The 16,064-nt window shown below is 62.1% G+C and carries 13 protein-coding genes and 1 tRNA gene; 3 read left to right on the top strand and 11 right to left on the bottom strand.

The window, feature by feature from the left end:
* Positions 1 to 38 precede the first annotated feature (38 nt).
* Genes M1L53_RS09355 through M1L53_RS09345 form a run of 3 tightly spaced genes read left to right on the top strand, consistent with a single transcriptional unit; the run spans position 39 to position 3,192 of the window.
* Positions 39 to 1,052 (top strand): Fe2+-enterobactin ABC transporter substrate-binding protein, encoded by a 1,014-nt coding sequence (locus M1L53_RS09355; protein WP_003942170.1) that lies wholly within the window; start codon positions 39 to 41, stop codon positions 1,050 to 1,052.
* Positions 1,049 to 2,350, top strand: coding sequence for an enterobactin transporter EntS (gene entS / locus M1L53_RS09350; RefSeq protein WP_007735127.1), 1,302 nt, complete (start codon positions 1,049 to 1,051; stop codon positions 2,348 to 2,350). The genes M1L53_RS09355 and entS overlap by 4 nt, the downstream gene beginning before the upstream one ends.
* Positions 2,347 to 3,192 carry a siderophore-interacting protein gene (locus M1L53_RS09345; RefSeq protein ID WP_030535573.1) on the top strand — a complete coding sequence of 282 codons (846 nt, stop codon included), beginning with the start codon at positions 2,347 to 2,349 and terminating at the stop codon, positions 3,190 to 3,192. Before entS ends, M1L53_RS09345 begins: the two co-directional genes overlap by 4 nt.
* Here M1L53_RS09345 and M1L53_RS09340 read toward each other — a convergent pair.
* From M1L53_RS09340 to nuoL, 11 genes are all read right to left on the bottom strand, one after another.
* Entirely contained in the window at positions 3,141 to 4,589 is a 1,449-nt protein-coding gene (locus M1L53_RS09340) for an MFS transporter (protein WP_054188545.1), read from the bottom strand. The genes M1L53_RS09345 and M1L53_RS09340 overlap by 52 nt on opposite strands.
* 1,020 nt (positions 4,590 to 5,609) lie before the next feature.
* Positions 5,610 to 7,235, bottom strand: a complete 1,626-nt coding sequence (locus M1L53_RS09335; RefSeq protein WP_054188590.1) for a hypothetical protein — start codon at positions 7,233 to 7,235, stop codon at positions 5,610 to 5,612.
* Complete coding sequence (locus M1L53_RS09330) at positions 7,232 to 8,023, bottom strand: ABC transporter ATP-binding protein (protein ID WP_054188589.1); 792 nt, start codon at positions 8,021 to 8,023, stop codon at positions 7,232 to 7,234. The genes M1L53_RS09335 and M1L53_RS09330 overlap by 4 nt, the downstream gene beginning before the upstream one ends.
* Before the next feature lie 120 nt (positions 8,024 to 8,143).
* Positions 8,144 to 8,214, bottom strand: a tRNA-Cys gene (locus tag M1L53_RS09325).
* 104 nt (positions 8,215 to 8,318) lie between these two features.
* Complete coding sequence (locus M1L53_RS09320) at positions 8,319 to 8,945, bottom strand: trans-aconitate 2-methyltransferase (protein WP_003942244.1); 627 nt, start codon at positions 8,943 to 8,945, stop codon at positions 8,319 to 8,321.
* A 20-nt stretch (positions 8,946 to 8,965) separates the two neighbouring features.
* Positions 8,966 to 9,682 (bottom strand): hypothetical protein, encoded by a 717-nt coding sequence (locus tag M1L53_RS09315; protein ID WP_054188543.1) that lies wholly within the window; start codon positions 9,680 to 9,682, stop codon positions 8,966 to 8,968.
* The gene (locus M1L53_RS09310; protein ID WP_054188542.1) at positions 9,679 to 10,263 is read right to left on the bottom strand and encodes an RNA polymerase sigma factor; all 585 of its coding nucleotides are present in this window, start codon (positions 10,261 to 10,263) and stop codon (positions 9,679 to 9,681) included. The genes M1L53_RS09315 and M1L53_RS09310 overlap by 4 nt, the downstream gene beginning before the upstream one ends.
* A gap of 30 nt (positions 10,264 to 10,293) precedes the next feature.
* Positions 10,294 to 10,977 (bottom strand): lysoplasmalogenase, encoded by a 684-nt coding sequence (locus M1L53_RS09305; protein ID WP_007735138.1) that lies wholly within the window; start codon positions 10,975 to 10,977, stop codon positions 10,294 to 10,296.
* 4 nt (positions 10,978 to 10,981) lie between these two features.
* Positions 10,982 to 12,577: an NADH-quinone oxidoreductase subunit NuoN gene (gene nuoN / locus M1L53_RS09300; RefSeq protein ID WP_054188541.1), complete on the bottom strand. Its 1,596-nt coding sequence runs from the start codon at positions 12,575 to 12,577 to the stop codon at positions 10,982 to 10,984.
* Complete coding sequence (locus M1L53_RS09295) at positions 12,574 to 14,178, bottom strand: NADH-quinone oxidoreductase subunit M (protein ID WP_054188540.1); 1,605 nt, start codon at positions 14,176 to 14,178, stop codon at positions 12,574 to 12,576. Before M1L53_RS09295 ends, nuoN begins: the two co-directional genes overlap by 4 nt.
* Positions 14,172 to 16,064, bottom strand: a complete 1,893-nt coding sequence (gene nuoL, locus M1L53_RS09290; protein ID WP_054188539.1) for an NADH-quinone oxidoreductase subunit L — start codon at positions 16,062 to 16,064, stop codon at positions 14,172 to 14,174. Before nuoL ends, M1L53_RS09295 begins: the two co-directional genes overlap by 7 nt.

Below are 16,064 nucleotides of genomic sequence, written 5' to 3'. Positions count from 1 at the left end.
CGAAAACCGCACAGTTGAAACACAATGGGAGCTCAATGATGAAGTCCACACCGCCCCTCGCGATACGGAGTTGGCGACGATTCGTCGCCATCGCAGGGTTGCTGATCGTCGCACTCGTGGCGATGATCGGTTGCAGTAGCGATTCGAACGACGAACCGACCAAGGCTGCAGAGCCCACGACCCGTGTGATCGAGACCGAGAAGGGCTCGGTCACCGTGCCCGCGTCGGCGGAGCGCATCGTGGTTCTGAGCGGCGGTCTCGCCGGATACCTGTACGCCCTGGACGCGCCGGTGGTTGCCACCGATACCCGCGTCCTCGGTGTCACGAACCTCGACGGTGGATTCCCGCCGGCTTGGGCGGACGCCGCAAAGGCGCAGGGCACCAAGGAATTGCCGGCCGGCGAGCAGCTCAACATCGAAGCCGTCGCGGCGGCTGAGCCCGACCTGATCATCGGCGGTGGCCAGGGAATCACCTCCGTTCAGTCCGAGGAACTCTACGATCAGCTCACTGCTATCGCACCCACCGTCTTGGTCCCCAAGACGGTCGCCGCGTGGGACAAGCAGCTCGAAATCGTCGCCGACGCGGCGGGCCGTTCCGACCAGGTTCCGGCGCTGATGAGCGCATACGAGGACAAGGTCAAAGAGGTCAAGGGCAAGATCAAGGTTCCCGAGGGCAACGTCGTCTACTTCCTCTCGGTCTCGAGCAACAAGCCGTACCTCGTTCCGCCGACGGCCGCGCTGCCCGCGATGCTCGCCGAGCTCGGTTTCAAGGCCGACGACGTCATGGCCAAGGCCGGCAACCCGCAGCTCTTCGGCTCGGGTGACTCGTTCGAGGTCAGCCCGGAACTGCTCTCGCAGGTCGCCGATGCTCCTGTCGCCTTTGTGATTCCGGTGTCCGGTCGCCCGATGGCCGAACTTGCCACCGATCCGCTTTACTCGCAGTTGCCGTCCTTCAAGGCAGGCACGACGTTCGAGCTCCCCGCCAGCAGCTACCGTCCTGACTACGACGGCGCAATGGCTACCCTCGACCTGATCGGCCAGACCTTCGCATGACTCGATTCGGTGGGCTGGTGATCGATGTTTCACCCTTGCGGACCAGCCGTCCCTTCAGGTACGCCTTTTCCGCGCGATTGATCTCGCTGCTCGGGATCGGACTGCTCGTCGTAGCCGTCCCCGCGCAGACGTACCAGCTCACCGGCTCGACCTTGCAGGTTGCCGGAGTGTCCACGGCGATGGCCATCGCCATGTTCTTCGGCAGCCTGTTCGGCGGCGTGCTCGCTGACCGTTACGATCGGCGACGCACCATCCAGTTGGCCCGCAGTGCTGCGGGTCTCGGCTTTGTCATTCTCGGGTGCAATGCGCTCTTGCCACACCCGTCGATGTGGGTCATCTACGTCGCGGCAGCTGTCGACGGCTTGGCCGGCGGTGTCAGCAGCTCGGCCTTGATGGCTTTGATGCCGACGTTGTTGCCGCGCAACAAGATGGCTGCGGCCGGCGCTTTGGTAGCGCTGACCACCGACATCGGGACGATGATCTCGCCGGCAATCGCCGGCGTGATCATCGCCTCCGGCGGCATTCCCGCGACATACTTTGTTGCTGCGGTGGCCACCGCAGCAACTGTCACGTTGTTCCAAGCCATCGGCCCTTCCCCGGCACCGGGCACGAATCACGAAAGCCCGATGCGCGCGCTGGTGACCGGCGTGAAATTCGCCGGCACGCACACAGTCATTCGCGGCATCCTGATCAGCGGTCTGTTGGTCATGTTCGTCAGCGGGCCGATGGTGTTGCTGCCTGCCTTCGTCGACCAGGTTCTCGGCGGCGGACCCACCATGCTCGGTCTGCTCTACGGCGCCCCCGCTGTCGGCGCTGTGGTCGGTTCCCTCACCAGCGGTTGGACCGGACGAGTCCACCGCAACGGCGCCGCGATGTTGATCTCTGTTGCGCTGATGCCTCTCGGCCTGGTGGTACTGGGTGCGTCGGGAGCAGCGATTGTCGCGTTCCTGGGCCTGGCCGGATTCGGCCTCGGCCGCGCACTCAACGACATTCTGAGATTTGCAGTCCTTCAACAGAACACGCCGGACGAATTGCGCGGACGCGTGTCCAGTCTGTGGATGGTGCAAGCCGTCACGGGTACGGCGATCGGTTCGATGGCAGCCGGGTTCCTCGGGCAGTGGCTCGAGCCTGGCGCCGCGCTACTGGTCTTGGGGCTCGCCGGTGTGACACTGGGCCTGGTGCTCCTGGCAGCATTGGGTTCGGTGCGCCGGGTAACTTCGGAGATCAACGAAGTCGATCTCTCCGAAAACACTGTGCCGGTGGGGAATGCTCCGCCGGAAAAGGAAGGTAGTTCATGAACCGAGGAGACCACCTCGCGACCATCGCCGAAGTTCTGGCGGGAACCACCGGCGCAAAAGTGCCGTACCCCATCGGCATTCGCGAACTCGAAGTTGTTCGCAGCGAAATGGTCGGGACCGGACTGTTGCGTCTGACCTTGGGTGGACCGGAGTTGGCGGGCTTCGAATCGCACGCTCCCGACGAGCATGTTCGCCTGGTCTACCCGGATGCAGACGGAACTTTACGTCTACCCGAACGCGACGGATTCAGCCTGAAGTGGCCTCGTCCATTGCCGATCTCGCGTGAGTACACCGTCCGTCGATACGACGCCGAGGCGGGGGAGCTGGACCTCGACTTCGCGCTCCACGAAGGTGGGTACGCCTCTGATTGGGCTCAGGCGGCGACCGTCGGCACTCGGGTGCACGTGGCAGGTCCGCCCGGTGGCGTCGTGGTTCCGTGGACGTACGACCGCTATCTGCTGGCCGGTGACATCACCGCCCTTCCTGCCATTGCTCGTTGGCTCGAGATGATGCCCGCTGCTGCCGCCGGGTGGGTGTTCGTCGAGATCACCGACCCTTCACAGGAAATCGAACTCACTGTTCCGGAAGGCGTCGAGGTGCGATGGCTGCACCGCGGTGACGTCCCAGCCGGTCACTCGGATCTGCTCGAGCAGGCAGTACGGACGGTCACCGTGCCCGAAGGTGAGCGCCTCTACGCCTGGATCTCCGGTGAGGCCACCAGTCTCAAGCCGATTCGCAGATTCGTGCGCGACGAACTCGGCCTGAGTTCGGGCGACTACCTGATCACGGGCTACTGGAAGCGCGGAGTCGCAGACTTCGACGAGGACGACGACGACCACTGAACATCGGTTGACGCCGGTTTCGGCATCGTCACCGCGACAACGAGTCCGACAATCGCAACGATTGCCGCCACTCCGAAAGCCGTGGCGAATGCCGAGTGCTGGGGAAGGCCGCCGGATGAAGTCGCGCTCGCGATGATCCCGGCGGCAATTTGGGTTCCCACAGCAGAACCCAGCGATCTGGCGATCGTGACTATTGCCGTCGTGACACCTACGCGGTCTGCCGGTGCGCTGTCGGCGGAGATGACGAACACTGCCGTCGACGCGGCGGCAACGCCGGTACCCGCAAGGATCAGCACCACAACGATCTGCCACATCGTTGTTGCAAAGACGCCGACGGCGCCGCTCAGGCCGAGGAAGGCAACTCCCGCTACCGCAATGGCTTTCGTGCCGACCCGTTGTGCGAGCTTTCCGGAGATCACCGACGCGATGACCGCTGCGCCGTAGCCGACGCACAGCAGGAAGCCGATGGCGCTGGTCGACGCACCGCGGCCGAATCCGCTCTCTGCCGGCACGGCGAGTTGTTGCGGAAGTAGATAGACAACAGCGCCGTAGGTGAACCCGAAAACCACGCCGACGACCACGGCGCTCCACATCGAACGATGCCGCATCATCGTCAGGTCGACCATCGGCTCGGTTGTCCGGCTCTGATACCTGGCCCAGATCGCGAACACGGCAGCGGAAGCGAGAAGCAGCAGCATCGACGTCGGTGCGCCCCACCCGTTGCTCGATGCGCTCGCCAGCCACGCCGTCAGCGTCAACAATCCAAGAGCCAATCCGCCCGCTCCCGGCCAATCGAGTCGGCCGCCGACGTTCGACATGTGATCTCGTGGTGTGCTCACGGCAAAAGCAATTGCGCCGAGCAAAACGAACGCGGTCGGAACTGCATACATCGCGGTGCGTGAGACGTTTTCCGCGACGGGCCCGGACAATACGACTCCCAGAGCGCCGCCGGCCACTACAACAGCCCCGAGCAAACCCGTGGCCGTCTTCAGTCGGTCCGAGGATAAAGTGCGTCGTAGGACCACGAAGCTCACGGGAAGCAACCCGAGCCCGAATCCCTGGAGAAATTGGCCGAGGACGAACAGCGGGAAGATCGTTGCGAGAGCGGACACGCTGCCGCCCAGGACAACGATTGTCGTGATCGCGAGCAAGGTGGGGCGGGCGCCGTACACGTCGGCTATTCGCCCGGCCATCGGCGTGACGAGGACAGTGCTCAACGTCAGAGCGACGGATGCGAGCGCTCCGACGTCGGCCGTCACTCCGAAGTCTCTCTGTATCAGGGGGAGTGCGGGGACGATGATGCTTTCGAGCGCGGCCACGGCAGCGATCAGCAGGGTCAGGCTTGCGATAGTTGCTACCGGTCGCAGCTGATTGCCGGAGACGCTCTCTGTGGTCATCGTGCTCTCTTTCGATCGGGGAGTGAGGAGCTTATGGACGCGACGAAACGCCGCCCCTCCAAGAGCCCGGAAGGGTTGTGGCACTGGATATATCGGGCTGTGAAGTAGACCATCTCGTTATTTCGTTACGCGTACCGTTATTGTGGAGAAATGTAATCGGATTCAGCGCACAAAGCAAGAGTCGGACGGGTTGGAAATGGTGCCATGTATCGCCAGATCGCAACGGGCAGACTTTTGCTGCCACCGTCGGTCGGTGTCAGGTGATGTGACGATGGGGCTCATTTCTCGATGAGCATGACGCTGGTCACCAAAATGCTTCTCCGAGCAGGGAGTTCATCTGCCGGACACATCCAAGGTCCCCGTTTGAATGCCGGGTTTGTTAGCTTTCTGCCTGTGACGCGACGTCACGGAAAGTTCACGAATCACGGAGGATCATCATGGGTTCTATTTCAACGATCATCGGAATCTTCGAGCTCTACAAGCTTCTCGAGCCGCTGCTGAGCTCGCTGAGCTGATTCAGGTGTGATTTCGCTGTCGAGCCGGGGCGCCGAGGGACTCGGCTCGACAGCGGATCTCGAGGATCCGGCGCGATCAGGACCCGTGGAACGGATGTCGGCACCGGCAGAATTCCATCGCTCCGGTGTAGTGGTCCATCACCAGGATTTCTGCACACCGAGCGGGCTGCGGTGCGAACCTGAGGCAGCGCTCGATCCACCCACGCTCCAGCGAAGGGGCGGGGTGCGCGCAGTTCCCGCATCGGCCGGGACGTTCGGCGACACGTACGGAACCGTAGTGCTCCGGAGGCATGCCAAACATCTTGGTGGTGCGATGTTTCCAGGGCAATGGTTCGGCTCGAGCGGAAGCTATGTCACGAAAGCCCGGCGGCGATATGCGAGGACCGAACCCGTTGAGCTGCGCTACCTGGCTCCCTGATAATCCGATTGCCCAGACTGAGTTTTTTGGTGCAAGTTGCGGCTACTGCGCTGACGCCCAGAAATTCTCGGACTATCTGGGCAACGATCATGCGGTGGTAACCGCGAACAGAATCCGATCCGGCTCGCGTTGCATACGGGTGATCGCGACGCGGCCTCCGATCCAAGCACCAAGTGCACCAATCGCAACAGCGACAGGGATGGCGAAATAGTTCACCGGGTTCGGTAGCAGCGCTCCTAGTAGCACGCCGGGCGCCGTTGTCGCGGCGAAGATGACGATGGCGAGGATGATCAGTCCGAAGGACGAGCCATTGAAGGATCCGCGGGTGTTGAGGGAGAACGACTTCTTCATCTCCGGGACCGGGTAGGGGGCTTTGGCGGATATCGCTACTGCCAGTCCTGCACCGACTCCCATCATCGAAATGCCGACGGCGAGCGGCACGGCCAGTCGGTCGGTCCCGAGGTCCCCGAAGATCCGTACAGCAGCTGTTGCGACGACCACGAAGGGTGTCATCACGATCGCCCACGCGATTTGTCGGCCCCGGACGTCAGCGGCAGCGGCTTCGGGGATCATCACCAGATGCCAGATCGATGCGCCGTCGAATCCGTACAGATTCGATCCGGCTGCCATTGCCAGGTAGATCAGGAACCAGGCACCCCATGCGGCGGAGAAGGGGATCGATGACGAGATCAGCGGTCCGAAGCCGGAGACCAAGGTCATGATGGCAACGGAGAGCAGTTGTGTTCGTCGGCGCATGTCTCCGTGCCAGAGCGAAAGCTCGCGAGAGATGACGGTGCCCAGTCGGGATGCGCGCCAACCGGTTCGAATGTCGCGGCCCTGGTTCTTCAATTGCACGGAAGTGGCGCCCGCTGATTCTGCGACCTTCCCGTTGAAGTAGCGAACGACCAGGCGTTGCCATGACCACAGCAGTGCGAGATCGACCAGCACCAGGGCGAGGACTGCTCCGGCGGCGAGGAGCCAGGCGCCTCCTGCTGCTGCGTCGACACTGGTGATTCCCCACGCGAACGGGATCGAATGCGCGACCGTGAGCGGCCACGTGACGTCGCCGTCCACGACCGTGCCGAGGCGACTCTGCAGCGGAAATTGCAGCAGATACAGTCCGCCGAAGAACGTGCCGAATGCCAACAGTCCCAGTTCGCGGCTGCGACGACTCCGCAGGAGCTGCGACATCGCCAGCATCGCGACCCGTGAGGTGCCGACAATGAGCAGGACCGTTGCGGGCCAAGCGATAATGGCCAATGGCAGTGCGGCAGGGTGGTGTGTAGCGGCATAAATTGGAATCGCTGCTGCAGCCAACGCGGTAATCGGCACGGTCATACCGACCAGCGACGTCGAGAACAGTGCTCTGGCGAGTCGGACGGGTTCCAGGGGGAGTAGTTGGAAATGTCTGGGGTGAAGATTGTCATCTGACAGACCAGACATGATCGGCATCAAGATCCACATCACGCCGATAGCCGAAAGTGCGAGACTGGTTGTGCCGCTGACGAGATCGGGAGAACCACCGTTCTTTCCCGAAGCTCGTAGGCACAGTAGCGCTGCCCCCAGAACCCCGAACAACGCTGCAATGACCTTGATTACAGCTCTTCCACCGGTGAACTGACGTTTGTAGAGGGTCATGCGCATGCGGAGAACAGTGCGCCACACAGAGGCCGACGGGTTCCAGTGTGTCGGTGAAAAGCTGGTGGTGGTCATGCGCGCATCCATGACAGTCCGTCGGGACTGGGACTGCGGCTACCGACCAGGCGAACGAATGCCTCGTCGAGAGTGTTGCCTGCGCGCACCTCGTCGACCGTTCCTGAAGCCACGACGCGACCGTCTGCGATGACTCCGATTTGAGTACACAGTTGTTCGACAAGGGCCATCACGTGACTGGAAAGAATGACCGAGCCACCTGAGTGGACGAACGAGAGCAGAATGCTCCGAATTCCGGCCGAAGAAATGGGGTCGACAGCTTCGAACGGCTCATCCAGTACCAGTAAGCGAGGGCCGTGCAACAAGGCCGAGGCCAACCCGATTTTCTTCGTCATGCCCGCTGAATAATCGGCGATGACCGTTCCACCTGCATCGGCGAGATCGAGCGCGGCCAACAGTTCGTCGCGTCGTGACGCGATGACGTCCTCTGGCATACCGCGCAGTCGCCCGAAATAGGTGAGTAGTTCATGACCGGTGAACTGGGCGGGTAGCGCCAAACCGTCGGGTAGAACGCCGAGCAGACTCTTCGCTGCCACAGGGTCGTTCCACACGTCGTAGCCGTACACCAGGCTGCGACCGTAGTGCGGGCGAAGCAATCCGACAGCCATCGACAGTGTGGTCGTTTTTCCCGCACCATTCGGCCCAACCAGACCGAACAACGAACCTGAGGGCACCGCAAGGGAAAGGTCGTTCACAGCAACTTTCGCGCCGAACGCCATGCAGAGGTGTTCCACTTGCAAAGCCATCGGTCCGGGAGGTAGCTGTCCTGTCTCGGGGAGAGGGTGCATCGATCGAGGGTAACTGTCCGGAGCCATGTGCGCGGAGACGGAGCGGAGCGATGCAGGCTGCGTGCACCGAATGTCATTCCTAGGTGAGGGTTGCGACATGAGTCGCTGGTTCGCAAGGGGAGCGGATGGCAGGAGTCGAACCTGCGTGGACGGTTTTGCAGACCGCTGCCTTACCGCTCGGCCACACCCGCATTGATCCAATTATGTTCGTAGTGAACAACAGTCGCCACCATTGTGATCAGGGTGAGTTGATCGCTGTGTGACGGATCGCAGGGACTGCGGGGGAAGTGCCGGGTCAGGCGCGGGAGAACACCGCGACCAGGAATTCGGAATCCTCCTTGAACGGGCGAAGATCCCACGTGGAGAGCAGCAGATCAGCCTCGAGGCCACTCGCGGTCGCGTCGGCGAGAAACTCGGGGAACTCGTAGCCACGGCCGGCACCGAATCCGATGACCACTCGGCCGCTCGGAGCGAGATGACGAGCAAATCCTGACAATACTGCTTGCCTGGTGGACGGCGCGAGAAACGCCACCACGTTGCCTGCCGACACGATGACGTCGAAATCTGCCTCGACACCGCGGGCCGGCAGATCGAGTTCGGCGAGATCGCCGACAAGCCACGTCGGTCCGGGGTGGTCTTCTTCTGCGGCAGCGATGAGAACCGGGTCGACATCGACTCCGACAACCACATGCCCGACGTCGTGCAGATAACCGCCGAGTCGGCCAGGCCCGCACCCTGCATCGAGAACCCGGCCACCGCGTCCGAGCATCGCGTCGATCAAACGTGCTTCCCCGACAATGTCCTTGCCGTCCGCTCTCATGGAACGGAAACGCTCGACATATCGTGTGGAATGCGTCGAGTCGGCTGCAGTGATCTCTTCCCACTGGCTGGGGATGCGCTCGTTCGGGGCGTGTGCAGTCATCTTTCGAGGGTACCGACAGCTCACCGGGTGCCGACGACCGTCCCGTCTGCGGCATATCCGACGAGGGTTGGACGAGGGGACGTGAGCGACAGGGGAATCCATCCGTAGAAGCGGTCTTCGGCAAGAATTGTCGGATAGATATGGCCGTCTGCGGTGTGAAGTTCGGCTCGGACAGCACCTCCCGCTCCTGCGTCGTAGGTCGCCTCGTGCGGACCGGCCTCGTACCCGGCGCCGCCCCCGAATGAATCTGCGCCGTACAAGTCAATTGATCTGCAGGCGTGTCCGAGGCCGATGAATTTCGACGGACCAACCTTGTCGATGTCGGCTGACGCCTCGAAAACCGGGGCGACGCACCTCCAGCCATTAGCGCCGTGGGCGACAAAGACGCTGAACAAGGTTCCGTCAGGTCCGGGAATGGACCCGACCCGCTCGGCGGTGGACGGATCTATTCCGCCGTTGGTTCCCGGCATCGTCTGCCAACCCGAGTACATGTCGGTGAACGCTTTCGGCATCATCCCCGTGGCAGCGGCGCAGCCCACCACCACTGCTGCGCAGATCGCCGCGACGAGAACGATGGCACCGACGCGACGGCGTGGAGCTTTGGTTGCCCCAATGTTGTTTTCGGTAGCCATGATTCGGGTGCGTGCGGCATCTTGGACGTTCTCGGGCCAGAGTTCGGCGGAAACCGTATCGCTCGGCCGCAGCTTCTCGAGCGTGGTGAGCGGATCTTTGGTCATGGGGTACTCCCGTGTTCGGCGGCAGCGCAAGGTCGGGCGGTGTTCATCGGGATTACGGTGTCGGATTCTGAAGTCAACCCGGCGCGCAATCGACGCCGAGCGCGAAAGAGACGAACATGCATGGCCGGAACCGAACACCCAGCGACCCGCGCGGCTTCGGTGGCGGTCAACCCGTCCCAGGCAGTCAGGAGCAGGGCTTCACGTTCGGTGACGGTGAGTGTTGCCAGTGCTTCGAGCAGTTCCGTGCGTTCGGTGACAGTGACGTCGGCGCCCGGCGTCGATGCCGCAATCTGCTCGATGCGTCCCATCTTCTCGGTGAGCGCGTCAAGGCGCCGAACGCTGCGACGGTTGTTGTTCACGGTGTTACGAGCCACCACCAACAGCCACGGCAGTGCCTGCTCGGGCACTTCGTCCAAGCGTCGCCAGGCAACGAGGAACGTCTCGGAGACAACCTCCTGCGCGCTGTGATGATCAACGTGGCGACAGGTATACGCGAACACCCGACCGGCGTAGGCGTCCCACAGGGCGGTGAACCGCTCTTCGCCGCTCGGCGGTGGCTGTTCCTCGGATTTCGGGGTCATATGAAGAGATGTCCGGCTGGTTGCTGATCCTTACAGCCTCTGAGCTAATGGACGGTTTGGCGTGTTACTCCGGCCGAGAACTCCCACTGTCAGAAGCAACAGAGCGAGGATGTACAGCGTCATGATCCAGATGCCCGCAGCGGCGGGCTGCCACTTGTTCGCCTGGCCGAGCAGGATGAGGGCGTCAGAGGTGAGGAACAGCGCGCCGCCGATACCGGTGATCGAGTTGTACGTCAGTGCGGTTGATGCGGTTCCCACCAGTATTGCGGCGTACACGGGGACGGCAATTCGAAGTTCAGGTTCGAGACCGGTCCAGGTGTACGACACAAGAGCGATCCCAGCGACGGTGTAAGCGCACAGAAACCATGGCCGCCTTCGTATCTCCCGAAGCGCGCCGTGTGAGAGAAAGAATCGGATGAAGCAGAGGTGACCGATCGCGAAGGCTGCCATCCCGATGACAAACGTGGTCTCCCAGATCAGGAACAAATCTCCGAAAGCACAGGCAATCAGCGCAGCAGCAACAATTCGAGGTCCGCGTCGGGCGACAACCCAGGCAGCCAGAATCGGAGCGAGCATGACCTTGGTGATCCCGTCCCAGGGCGCAGCATCAGCGGCATTGAGGATCAGATGGACAATCGCTACCGCTGAAAACACGACGAACCATGGGGCCCGGATGATGCTCGGCAGCCCGGGGTCGAGGTCAGATTCACGCATCGGCTCAGTGTAGGAAGTCCGCTGCACGCTCGGCGAGGTCGAGCGCCGGCTGGGGGAGTATGCCGAGGATGAGCGTGACACCGGCGCCGAGGCCGATCACGCTGCTGGTCAGTGCACTCGGTACCACGACGGTCGGAGCGTCTGCGGCCGATTCGGTGAAGAACATCAACACGATCACTCGCACGTAGAAGTACGCGGCGATCGCGCTGCACAGGACGCCGACGATCACGAGAGGTGCGGCCCCGCCCTCGGCTGCCGCGCTGAACACCGCGAACTTTCCGATGAACCCACTGGTCAACGGGATCCCGGCGAAAGCCAACAGGAACAGTGCAAACACAACTCCGACCAGCGGTGAGCGCCGGCCCAATCCGGCCCAGCGCGAGAGCGTCGCGACCTCACCGTCTGCGTCCCGAACCAGACTCACGACGGCGAACGCGCCCACGGTGCTGAATCCGTAGGCCAGAAGGTAGAACATCGCCGAGGCCAGGCCGGCGTCCGAATCCGCAACCACAGCGGTCAGAATGAATCCGGTGTGCGCGATGGCCGAATACGCGAGCATCCGCTTCATATCGGTTTGCGTCACAGCGACGATCGATCCGACAACCATCGTGAGAATCGCGACCGCCCACATCAGTGGACGCCAGTTCACGTACTCGTTGGGCAGAGCCACATAGAAGACACGAAGGATGGCACCGAATGCGGCGATCTTGGTCGCAGTAGCCATGAAACTGGTGATCGGCGTCGGCGCCCCTTGATAGACATCGGGAATCCACGAATGGAACGGCACGGCACCGACTTTGAACAGTAATCCCACGGCCACGAGTGCTGTCCCGAGCCACAGGAAGGCATCGGTACCCGACCCGCTGCGTGCTGCGTCGGCGATACCGGAGAGCGTGACCGTCCCGGCATAGCCGTACAGCAACGCGATTCCGAAAACGAAGAACGCCGACGAAAATGCCCCGAGCAGAAAGTACTTGAGCGCAGCTTCCTGGGAGAGCATGCGACGTCGGCGTGCCAGACCACACAGGAGATACAGAGGCAGTGAGAACACTTCGAGCGCAACGAACATCGTCAGCAGATCGTTGGACGCGGGAAAAAGGAGCATGCCGCCGACAGCGAAGAGGGTGAGCGGAAAGACCTCGGTCTGGGCGAGACCCACCTTCACTGCTTCTTGTTCCGCAACACTTCCGGGGACGCTCGACGCTTGAGGGGTGAAACCGCCGAGCGCGTCGTGTTGCGCGATCACCTCGGCGGTGTTGCCCGAGCCTCGCTCGGCGATCAGCAGTACTGCGGGGATAGACACGAGAAGGATCGTGGCCTGCAGGAAAAGGGTCGGACCGTCGACCGCTACAGAACCCATCATCGCCGTAGACCGCGTGCCGGCGAGCAGAAGCACTGCCACGAACGCGGCCGCCAAGCCTGCGACACCGAGGACGAGTTGCACGGGGTATCGAAAACGCCGGGGTGCAAATGCCTCGATGAGTACGCCCACAACCGCAACACCGAACACGATCAACATTGGCGAGAGCAAGCTGTATTCGACACTGGGTGACGCCGTGCCGGCTGAGCCGAGGATGGTCACGTCGTTGAAGGAACTCATTTGTGGGCACCTCCTTCGTGGTCGGCGACGAGCGGGGTCGGAGCCTCGTCGACGACCGTATGGCTCACTGCAGGAGTGATGACGTCCAAGGCAGGCTTGGGGTAGATGCCGAGAAGCAACAGGAGTGCGATCAGAGGGGCGACCACCACGAGTTCGCGTCGAGAGAGGTCGCGGATCGTTCCCTGCCCTTCCTTCACAGGTCCGCCCATCATGCGCTGGTAGAGCCAGAGTATGTAGATCGCGGACAGGACAAGCGCGGCAGTCGCCGCGATAGCGGCCACGTGGTATCGCGAGTACGTCCCGATCAGCACCAGGAACTCACTGACGAACGGCGCGAGACCCGGCAGCGACAGCGTTGCCAACCCCGCAACGAGGAATGTGCCGGCAAGTACGGGTGCAACTTTCTGGACGCCGCCGTACGCCGCGATCGATCGAGTACCTCGCTGCGAGACGAGGAATCCCGCAATCAAGAACAGAGCCGCAGTGGAGACTCCGTGATTGACCATGTACAGCGCGGAACCCGCCTGGCTCTGGCTGGTCATCGCGAAGATTCCGAGAATGATGAAGCCGAAGTGCGAAATCGACGTGTAGGCGATCAGTCTCATGACGTCTGTTTGCGCGATCGCCAGTATTGCGCCGTAGACGATCCCGATAACGGCGAGCGTGATGATCCACGGTGCAAAGGTCGACGACGACTCCGGGAACAGTTGCAGGCAGTAGCGAATCATCGCGAACGTGCCCACCTTGTCCACGACCGCCATCATCAACACTGCTGTCGACGGAGTCGATTCCACCGCGGAGTCCGGCAACCAACTGTGCAGCGGCCAGAGCGGTGCCTTCACCGCGAACGCGAACATGAATCCGAGGAACAAGGCGTTGAGCACCCCGGGTCCAACACCGAGTTCACCGCTGTTTGCCGCTGAGGCGATCGCCCGGAAGTCGAAAGTGCCGCTGGCGAAGGGACTCTCGTCGCGCGTGGTGACCACATACAGGCCGATGACTGCAGCGAGCATGACCAGGCCGCCGAGGAGGTTGTAGAGCAGAAACTTCACGGCTGCGCGAGATCTGCCCACTCCGCCGAACCCGCCGATGAGGAAATACATCGGTATCAGCATTGCCTCGAAGAAAATGTAGAACAAGAGAATGTCCAAGGCGCTGAACGAAATCATCACCATGGACTCGACAACAAGGATCAGCGCGAAATAGGTGTGCGGCATTCTCTTGGGTGATGCCGGGTCTGCCGGGACGTCGTTCCAGCCCGCGATCAGTAGTAATGGCACCAGCACTGCGGTGAGAAGAACCAGAACGAGTGCGATCCCGTCGAGTCCGAGTGTGTAGCTGGTGCCGAAAGCCGGTATCCAGCTGTGGCTTTCGACAAATTGAAATTGTTCGCCGCCGCGGTCGAACGCAACTCCGAGAACGGCGGCGACCACCAGGACTGCCACGGACACAGCCAATGCGAGATACTTCGCAAATTGGTACGACCGTGCCGGCAGAGCGAGGACTACACCCGCTCCGATGAGCGGAAGCAACCAGAGCACCGTCAGCGCGGGGAAGCCGGTATTGGTCACAGAGTCGCTCACCGCCGCTTCGATCACCACAGTGTCACCGCCATCATTGTCGCGACCACGAGTGTTGCTCCGACAAACATCACCAGCGCGTACGAGCGAACAAACCCGGTCTGTAGCTTCCGCGTGAGCGCGGACAGCCCGGTGACGACCACCGCAAAGCTGCCCACGACGCCGCCTATTCCCTTGGTGTCGAACACTTCCAACGACTTGGTGAGTTGTTGTCCGGGCTTCATGAACACCGTCTCGTTGAAGGCGTCACCGTACAGATCGCGGCGAGCCGCAACGGTCAACGGTGAAACCGGAGTAGGTGCCACAAGTGGAATCTCCCGGGTGGCGTACTCGCGATACGCAATCGCGACGCCGGCGGCGACCGCGAGCAGCGCCAGCGCGGTGATCGACCATGCGGGTATCGGCGGTTCGACGTGATGTGAGCCGACAACCGGTTCGAGCCAGTTCTGCAAGCTGGACCCGATGGTCAGGAGCATCCCGGCGCCGACGGACCCCACCGCCAGGATGATCATCGGAGACGTCATCACCGCCGGAGATTCGTGAGGTTTCTGGTTCTCCCAGCGGGCCTTCCCGAAGAAGGTCATCAGCATCACGCGGCTCATGTAGAAGGCAGTGAGCGCCGCACCCAACAGCGTGACGATGCCCAGCACAACACCCTTGATGCCGCCCTCGCCGATCGCAACCTCGATGATCTTGTCCTTGGAGAAGAACCCGGCAAACGGCGGAACACCGATGATGGCAAGGTATCCGAGCCCGAAAGTGACAAAAGTCAGTGGCATGAACGCTCGGAGCCCGCCGTAGCGCCGCATGTCGGTTTCGTCGTTCATCGCGTGCATCACCGAACCCGCGCCGAGGAACAGGCCTGCCTTGAAGAATCCGTGGGTGATCAGATGAAGGATTGCGAAGGCGTATCCAGCTGGTCCGAGGCCCGCCGCCAGGACCATGTATCCGATCTGACTCATGGTCGATGCGGCGAGCGCTTTCTTGATGTCGTCTTTCGCGCAGCCGATGATCGCACCGAACAGGAGCGTCACGGCACCGACGATGACAACCACGAGTTGAGCGTCGGGTGCGAGATCGAAGATCGGATTGGAGCGCACGATCAGGTAGACGCCGGCCGTGACCATCGTGGCCGCGTGAATCAGAGCCGAGACGGGGGTGGGGCCCTCCATCGCGTCGCCGAGCCACGACTGCAGTGGCACCTGCGCGGACTTCGCGCATGCAGCGAGGAGGAGCATCAGGCCGATCGCCGTCAGGACACCTTCGCTTGCACCAGACGCGTCGGCGAAGACGCTGCTGAACGAGAGCGAGCCGAACGTGCTGAACATCAACATCATCGCGATCATCAATCCGATGTCGCCCACCCGATTGACGACAAAAGCCTTCTTGGCAGCGGTCGCCGCCGACGGCTTGTGCTGCCAGAAACCGATCAGCAGGTACGACGCCAAACCGACGCCTTCCCAGCCGACGTAGAGCCCGAGGAAGTTGTCGGCGAGCACGAGGAGCAGCATCGCAGCGAGGAAGAGATTGAGGTAGGCGAAGAACTTACGACGCTCGGGGTCGTGCGCCATGTAGCCGACCGAGTAGATGTGGATCAGCGAACCTACACCGGTGATGAGCAGGACGAAACACATCGACAGTTGATCAAGCTGCAGTCCGAACTCGACCTGAAGACTGTCGACCGGGACCCAACTGAACAGGTGCTCGGTGACGGTGCGGTCGGCGGTGTCGCGGCCGAGCATGGCGATGAAAAACACCACTGCGACGACAAACGACGCGAGTGCCATGACGCAGGCGAACAGGTGGCCCCACGCGTTCGTGCGACGACCCGCCAGCAACAGGACAGCGGCGCCGCACAGGGGCAGGGCGGGGAGCAACCAGATGGCGGACGTGATTCCTCCTGACAT

The organism is Rhodococcus sp. T9N, from assembly GCF_024436645.1.
GTDB classification, from domain to species: domain Bacteria; phylum Actinomycetota; class Actinomycetes; order Mycobacteriales; family Mycobacteriaceae; genus Rhodococcus_F; species Rhodococcus_F qingshengii.
Note: the sequence above shows the minus strand (reverse complement) of the source record. Positions and strands in the feature narration are given on the sequence as shown.